The following is a 7,288-nucleotide window of genomic DNA, read 5'->3' on the forward strand; positions in this document are numbered from 1 at the left end:
TACGCGGATCCTCAGGCGAGGCTGATCGAATTTCCCTGCACGGAGATCTGCTCGGCGGGCAGCGGCCGTGTGGCGGGACCGTTGGCGACCGAGCCGTCCGCCACATGGAAGCGGCTGCCGTGGCAGGGGCAGTCGATGGTGCCGTCCGCGACCTTGTCGACCAGGCAGCCCTCATGCGTGCAGACCGCCGAGAAGGCCTTGAACTCGCCCTTCTTCGGCTGGGTGACCACCACCTTGTGCGCCGCGAACACCTTGCCCCCGCCCTCGGGGATGTCACTCGTGCTCGCCAGCGCGTGCGCCGGCGAGGCGGGGGCCGAGGTCGGGGCAGAGACCGGGGCCGAGGGCGTGGGCTTCGCCGAGGGGGAGGTCTTGGTGGAGTTCTCGGTGCCGTTGCCCGTGTTGCCGCACCCCGCCGTCACGAGCGCGGCCGCACCCGTCGCGATCACCGTGCGCCGCGTCGAGCCATGGGTCATGTCGTCACTCCATGTGTGGGGGAGGGGAGAGAACAGGAGGAAGCGTGGCTCCGGGCGGGAGCAGTGGCATCTTCCCACCCAAGAACCTCAAGGCGAAGCAACCACGGAGGAGTGCCGCGAAACTCGCTTTTCGTACCGCGTCTCAGCGGGCGGGCGCGGCGCACCCGCCGTGCGCGCGCTGACTAGGCTGGATGTCCGAGAACCGAGACCGGCCGGCACGGCCGGCACACGTCAGCGAGGAGCAGCACCGTGGCGGTACGAGCGGTCCGGGGGGCCGTCCAGCTGGAGCGGGACGAGGCCGGTCACATGGAGGAGCAGGTCGGCGCCCTGCTCACCGCTGTCATGGAGCGGAACGCCCTGACCGCCGACGACCTCATCAGCATCTGGTTCACGGCCACGCCCGACCTGCACAGCGACTTCCCGGCCGCCGCGGCCCGCAAGCTGGGCATCGTCGACGTGCCGCTGATCTGCGCCCAGGAGCTGGACGTCGAGGGCGCGATGCCCCGCGTGGTCCGTGTCCTCGCGCACATCGAGTCCGACCGGCCGCGCGACGGGATCGCCCACGTCTACCTCGGCGCGGCGGCCGCCCTGCGCAAGGACATCGCCCAGTGAGGACCGCACTCGTCATCGGCACCGGCCTGATCGGCACCTCCGCCGCCCTGGCCCTGGCCCAGCGCGGGGTGACCGTGCACCTGGCCGACCACGACCCCGAGCAGGCCCGTACGGCGGCCGCGCTCGGCGCGGGCACGGACGAGGCACCGGACGGTCCCGTGGACCTGGCCCTCGTGGCCGCCCCGCCGGCCCACGTGGCCGGGGTGCTCGCCGACGCCATGCGGCGGGGCCTGGCCCGGGGCTACCTGGACGTGGCCAGCGTCAAGGGCGGCCCGCGCCGCGAGCTCCAGGCGCTCGGCCTGGACCTGACCGCCTACCTCGGCACCCACCCCATGTCGGGCCGCGAGAAGTCGGGCCCGCTGGCCGCCACCGGCGACCTCTTCGAGGGCCGGCCCTGGGTGCTCACCCCCACCCGGGACACCGACACCGAGGTCCTCAACCTCGCCCTGGAACTGGTCTCGCACTGCCGCGCGGTCCCGGTCGTCATGGACGCCGACGCCCACGACCGCGCCGTCGCGCTGGTCTCCCACATGCCCCACCTGGTCTCCAGCATGGTCGCCGCCCGCCTGGAGCACGCCGAGGAGTCGGCGGTACGGCTGTGCGGGCAGGGCATCCGGGACGTGACCCGGATCGCCGCCTCCGACCCGCGGATGTGGATCGACATCCTGTCCGCCAACCCGGGACCGGTCGCCGACCTGCTCTCCGACGTCGCCGCCGACCTCGACGAGGCGGTACGGGCGCTGCGGGCCCTGCAGTCCTCCGACGAGGACAAGCGCCGCGAGGGCAGCGCCGGCATCGAGGACGTGCTGCGGCGGGGCAACGCCGGGCAGGTGCGGGTGCCGGGCAAGCACGGGTCCGCGCCACGGGCGTACGAGGCCGTCGTCGTCCTCATCGACGACCAGCCCGGCCAGCTGGCCCGCATCTTCGCGGACGCGGGGATGGCCGGGGTCAACATCGAGGACGTACGGATCGAGCACGCGACCGGGCAGCAGGCGGGCCTGGTGCAGCTCATGGTCGAGCCGAAGGCGGCCCCGGTCCTCACGGCCGCCCTGCGCGAGCGGGGCTGGGCGATCCGGCAGTGAGCGGCCGCGCCCCGGGCCGGGCCCTTCGCCGGGCCGTCCGGCAGTAAGAGGGCGCCCGGGATGCCAGTAACCTTGTGCGGGGCGCCCTCGCGTCCCGCACACCCGCCCGCCACCCTTCACCAGGAAGGTGCCCCGCTGTGGAAAACGGCGCCGCCCGGACCGCCCAGCCCGTGATTGTCGCCATCGACGGCCCCTCCGGCACGGGCAAGTCGAGCACGTCGAAGGCCGTCGCCGCGCAGCTCGGCCTGAGCTACCTGGACACCGGCGCCCAGTACCGGGCCATCACCTGGTGGATGGTGAGCAACGGGATCGACCTGGAAGACCCCTCCGCGATCGCCGCCGTGGCCGGCAAGCCCGAGATCGTCTCCGGCACCGACCCCGCCCACCCGACGATCACTGTCGACGGGGTGGACGTGGCCGGCCCGATCCGCACCCAGGAGGTCACCTCCAAGGTCAGCGCGGTCAGCGCCGTACCGGAGGTGCGGTCCCGGATCACCGAGCTGCAGCGCTCGCTGGCCTCCTCCGCCGAGGCCGGCATAGTGGTCGAGGGCCGCGACATCGGCACCACCGTGCTGCCCGACGCCGACCTGAAGATCTTCCTCACCGCCTCCCCGGAGGCCCGCGCCGCCCGGCGCAGCGGTGAGCTGAAGGGCGCGGACGTGCACGCCACCCGGGAGGCCCTGATCAAGCGGGATGCGGCCGACTCGAGCCGCAAGACCTCCCCGCTGGCCAAGGCCGGCGACGCCGTCGAGGTGGACACCACCGAGCTCACGCTCGCGCAGGTCATCGAGTGCGTCGTCACCCTCGTCGAGGAGAAGCGGGCAGCGAAGTGAGCCTTCCGCCGGAGCGCCGCGTGCCGTCGGAGCGGGACCTGCCGTCCGAGCGGAGCGCGGACGTCGGGCGCCGGATCGGCGTGGGCCTGATGTACGGGCTGTGGCGTCCGCGTGTGCTGGGCGCCTGGAAGGTGCCCGCGAGCGGACCCGCGATCTTCGCCGTCAACCACGCGCACAACATCGACGGCCCGATGGTCATGGGCGTGGCGCCCCGGCCGGTGCACTTCCTGATCAAGAAGGAGGCGTTCGTCGGCCCGCTCGGCTCCTTCCTGACCGGTATCGGCCAGCTCCAAGTGGACCGCCACAGCGCCGACCGCACGGCGATCACGCGGGCGCTCGGCGTCCTGGAGCAGGGCGGCGTCCTCGGCATCTTCCCCGAGGGCACCAGGGGCGAGGGCGACTTCGCCTCCCTGCGCGCCGGGCTGTCCTACTTCGCGGTGCGCAGCGGCGCCCCGATCGTCCCGGTGGCCGTGCTGGGAAGTTCCGGGCGTAGCGGACGGTTGATAAAGGGGCTGCCCCCGCTGCGCTCCCGCATCGACGTCGTCTTCGGCGACCCCTTCGACGCGGGCGACGGCTCCGGGCGGCGCACGCGCCGCGCGCTGGACGAGGCGACCGAGCGCATCCAGAAGCAGCTCACCGCCCACCTGGAAAACGCCAGGCGCCTGACCGGGCACTAGGCGACACTTGAGTAGTGGATCACTGCCACCGCGGTGGTCCACCGATCACCACGATGAACTACGAGGTACGGACTTCATGAACGACGACATCCAGCCCGACGGCTCGGCCGAGCACGAGCACGAGCACGGGGCGCTCGGCGACGCCGAGTACGCGGAGTTCATGGAGCTCGCCGCGGAGGAGGGCTTCGACCTCGAGGACGTCGAGGGCGCCATCGAGGCCGCCGGACACGGCCCGCTCCCCGTGCTCGCCGTGGTCGGCCGCCCCAATGTCGGCAAGTCGACTCTGGTGAACCGCATCATCGGCCGCCGCGAGGCGGTCGTCGAGGACAAGCCGGGAGTCACCCGCGACCGCGTCACCTACGAGGCCGAGTGGGCGGGCCGCCGCTTCAAGGTCGTCGACACCGGCGGCTGGGAGCAGGACGTCCTCGGCATCGACGCCTCCGTGGCCGCCCAGGCCGAGTACGCGATCGAGGCCGCCGACGCGGTCGTCTTCGTCGTCGACGCCAAGGTCGGCGCGACCGACACCGACGAGGCGGTCGTCCGCCTGCTGCGCAAGGCCGGCAAGCCCGTGGTGCTGTGCGCCAACAAGGTCGACGGCCCGAGCGGCGAGGCCGACGCCGCGTACCTGTGGTCGCTCGGCCTCGGCGAGCCCCACCCGGTCTCCGCCCTGCACGGCCGCGGCACCGGCGACATGCTCGACCGGGTGCTGGAGGTGCTGCCCGACGCGCCGCGCGAGACGTTCGGCGGGGGCGGCGTCGGCGGCCCGCGCCGCATCGCCCTGATCGGCCGCCCCAACGTCGGCAAGTCCTCGCTGCTGAACAAGGTGGCCGGCGAGGAGCGGGTCGTCGTCGACGAACTCGCGGGCACCACCCGCGACCCGGTCGACGAGCTCATCGAACTCGGTGGCACCACCTGGAAGTTCGTGGACACCGCCGGCATCCGCAAGCGCGTCCACCTCCAGCAGGGCGCCGACTACTACGCCTCGCTGCGGACCGCGGCCGCCGTCGAGAAGGCCGAGGTCGCCGTCGTGCTGATCGACGCCTCCGAGTCCATCTCGGTGCAGGACCAGCGGATCGTCACCATGGCCGTCGAGGCGGGCCGCGCCCTCGTCGTCGCGTACAACAAGTGGGACACTCTCGACGAGGAGCGCCGCTACTACCTCGAGCGTGAGATCGAGACCGAGTTCGGCCAGGTCTCCTGGGCGCCGCGGGTGAACGTCTCGGCGCGCACCGGACGGCACATGGAGAAGCTGGTGCCGGCGATCGAGACCGCGCTGGCGGGCTGGGAGACCCGGGTGCCGACCGGCCGCCTCAACGCCTTCCTCGGCGAACTGGTCTCCGCCCACCCGCACCCGATCCGGGGCGGAAAGCAGCCGCGCATCCTGTTCGGCACTCAGGCCGGCACCAAGCCGCCGCGGTTCGTCCTCTTCGCCTCCGGCTTCATCGAGGCGGGCTACCGGCGCTTCATCGAGCGCCGTCTGCGCGAGGAGTTCGGCTTCGAGGGCACCCCGATCCACATCTCGGTACGGGTGCGCGAGAAGCGCGGCGCGAAGAAGAAGTAGCCCCCTGAACGGCGGCCACGGCCGCATCCGGCGAAAGGGCGGCCCCTGTACGCGGGGGGCCGCCCTTTCCGCGTCGCACCGGCCGTGCATCCAGCCGTGCGCCCGACCGGCGTCGCCCTGGCGTCAGAGGCCGCGGCGGGGAGCCGGGGGCAGGGCAGCCGGGGTGGAGTGGGGGGCGGAGGCCTGGCGGTCGAGGGTGCCGATCCGCTGCCACTGGGACTGTTGCCGGCCGGTGGTGTGGCGGGTGCCGTAGGCGCCCGCGGCGTAGGCGCCGTAGCCGCTCGGGCCCGTACCGCGCGGCAGGTTGCCGAACGCGACGAAGCCCAGGTCCTCCTCGCCGCTGCGGTCACCCGGCAGGGCGCGGTAGGACTTGACGTACTCGGCGTAGAGCGCGTCGTAGATCGGCGTGGCCGAGGGGCCGCCGTGGAGATCCTGGACCGTCCGCGACGCGGGCACCTCCCGGCTCGGGCGGAGCCGGGAGCCGGGAGGCGGGACCGGCTGGTAGGACTGGCGGCGGGGAACTTCGTATGCGTGCACGTATGTCCAAACGACCCCGGGCCGGAAGGGATGCGGCTCAGGTCCCGGCCAGCGGGAGCACCGCAGCGACCAGCTGACCGCCCGCGGCCGCCTTGTCCAGGGCGTCCCGCAGCAGGTCCTCGCGCGGCTGGCGGCCGATGGAGCCGACCGGAGCCGCGAACAGCACCACCTGCTGGTGCTTGTTGGCGGCCGCCCGCCAGCCGTCGGTGACCTGCAGCGGCTGGTGCGCCTGCCACCAGGCCACCGGCCGGCCATTGTGCGTGCCCGGCTGGAGCACGGCGTGCAGCTGGCCCATGGCGAGCAGCACCGACCAGCCGTGCAGCACCGGCGGCACGGCGGTGATCCCGGTCAGCGGCATGAAGCCCTGCTCGATCAGGAGCGGCAGGAAGTCGTCGCCGGTGCCGGTGGTGCCGGGGCGCACGATGGGCGCGGTCGGCTCGACCACCAGCGCCGGATGCAACTCCCCGGAGATCAGGACGAGTCCGCTGGTCACCCCGAGCACGGCCTGCTCGGGTACGGCGTTCTGCAAGGGGGCCTGCCCGCCGGCCGCCTGCCCGGGAGCGGCCTGCTGGGGCACACCGGCCGGGGCGCCCGTGTCGGCGTTGATGGAGCGGACCGCGCCGCGCAGCTGCTCCTCGGTGACCTGGACGACCTGCGAGGGCAGGCAGGTGGAATGGGCGAAGGCGAGGACGGCGGTCTCGTCCCCGACGAACAGGACGGTGCTGGTGCGCTCCTGCGCGGAGTCGCCGGGGGTGCGGCAGGACGTGCAGTCGTAACTGCCCGGGGCGTTGTCTCCGGCGAGCAGCCGGTCGGCTTCTTCGTCGCCGATCTCGGCGCGTACGGCGTCGCTGACGTCGAGCATGCGCGGCACGGGTGGCTCCCTCGGGATGCGGTGCGTGGCGGAACCGGGTGGCTCCCGGCCCATGAACCGGGAGGGCCCCCGGCTCATGAAGAAGACAACGGGCGATCTGTGGCGGGAGTCACGCCCTCCGGCGAACGGGATCGAACCATCCTGCGCAGACGGTCACCTCCGGTGCGGAATCCGGCACTCACCGTCAACTCCCCGGAAATGGAAGCCCTTTGACTCGGTGAAGTGAGTCACAGGAGGTGGGCGTGGCTGGTCGACAAATCAGGAAATCAGCGAATGAAGTGGGTGGCCGGAAAAAGACGATACCCCTGGTAACCGGCAACTGGCCTGCCAGAACGGGGCGTTGGTTGATCCGGGCGCGCCGCGCTCCCTACATTCCTCCGCCGGGTGCACCGAGCACCCGTCCGGGTACGTCCGCCGACGCACCGAGCCAGCACGACCCAGCACCACCCCACCCGGCGGACGGGCCGCGCGCCGACCGCGTCCATGTGCGCGGAACGCGCCGGGCCTTGGGGACCCGGGCTTTCCGAGAGGGATTTACATGTCCGAATGTGCCGATAGGAACGCCGACACCACGCGCGACAACGCCCGCAGGACGCGGGCCACGGCGGCACTCGCCGGGGCGGTCCTGCTCGCCCCGCTGGG

The 7,288-nt window shown here is 72.8% G+C and carries 8 protein-coding genes and 1 pseudogene; 6 read left to right on the top strand and 3 right to left on the bottom strand.

What is annotated here, in order from left to right:
* Positions 1–11 precede the first annotated feature (11 nt).
* A complete protein-coding gene (locus IE249_RS25395) occupies positions 12–473 on the bottom strand; it encodes a Rieske (2Fe-2S) protein (RefSeq protein ID WP_189708255.1) in 462 nt (153 codons plus the stop codon).
* Between the two features lie 249 nt (positions 474–722).
* Here IE249_RS25395 and aroH point away from each other — a divergent pair, with 249 nt between their 5' ends.
* The 5 genes from aroH (at position 723) to der (ending at position 5,238) form a co-directional block, all read left to right on the top strand.
* On the top strand, positions 723–1,085 hold the full coding sequence (gene aroH / locus IE249_RS25400) for a chorismate mutase (protein WP_189708257.1): 363 nt from the start codon (positions 723–725) through the stop codon (positions 1,083–1,085).
* Entirely contained in the window at positions 1,082–2,167 is a 1,086-nt protein-coding gene (locus IE249_RS25405; protein WP_189708259.1) for a prephenate dehydrogenase, read from the top strand. Before aroH ends, IE249_RS25405 begins: the two co-directional genes overlap by 4 nt.
* Positions 2,168–2,304: 137 nt before the next feature.
* Positions 2,305–3,000, top strand: coding sequence for a (d)CMP kinase (cmk, locus tag IE249_RS25410; RefSeq protein WP_189708261.1), 696 nt, complete (start codon positions 2,305–2,307; stop codon positions 2,998–3,000).
* Between the two features lie 89 nt (positions 3,001–3,089).
* On the top strand, positions 3,090–3,677 hold the full coding sequence (locus tag IE249_RS25415) for a lysophospholipid acyltransferase family protein (protein WP_229859272.1): 588 nt from the start codon (positions 3,090–3,092) through the stop codon (positions 3,675–3,677).
* A gap of 76 nt (positions 3,678–3,753) precedes the next feature.
* Positions 3,754–5,238 (top strand): ribosome biogenesis GTPase Der, encoded by a 1,485-nt coding sequence (gene der, locus IE249_RS25420; RefSeq protein WP_189708265.1) that lies wholly within the window; start codon positions 3,754–3,756, stop codon positions 5,236–5,238.
* A gap of 123 nt (positions 5,239–5,361) precedes the next feature.
* Here der and IE249_RS25425 read toward each other — a convergent pair whose 3' ends face one another.
* On the bottom strand, positions 5,362–5,775 hold the full coding sequence (locus IE249_RS25425; protein ID WP_189708267.1) for a hypothetical protein: 414 nt from the start codon (positions 5,773–5,775) through the stop codon (positions 5,362–5,364).
* 37 nt (positions 5,776–5,812) lie between these two features.
* The gene (locus IE249_RS25430) at positions 5,813–6,646 is read right to left on the bottom strand and encodes a DUF8842 C-terminal domain-containing protein (protein WP_189708269.1); all 834 of its coding nucleotides are present in this window, start codon (positions 6,644–6,646) and stop codon (positions 5,813–5,815) included.
* A gap of 538 nt (positions 6,647–7,184) precedes the next feature.
* Here IE249_RS25430 and IE249_RS40300 point away from each other — a divergent pair.
* Positions 7,185–7,288, top strand: a pseudogene (locus IE249_RS40300) (transglycosylase); the annotation flags it as partial.

Origin of the sequence: Streptomyces anandii JCM 4720, assembly GCF_014650655.1 — a bacterium.
GTDB classification, from domain to species: domain Bacteria; phylum Actinomycetota; class Actinomycetes; order Streptomycetales; family Streptomycetaceae; genus Streptomyces; species Streptomyces anandii.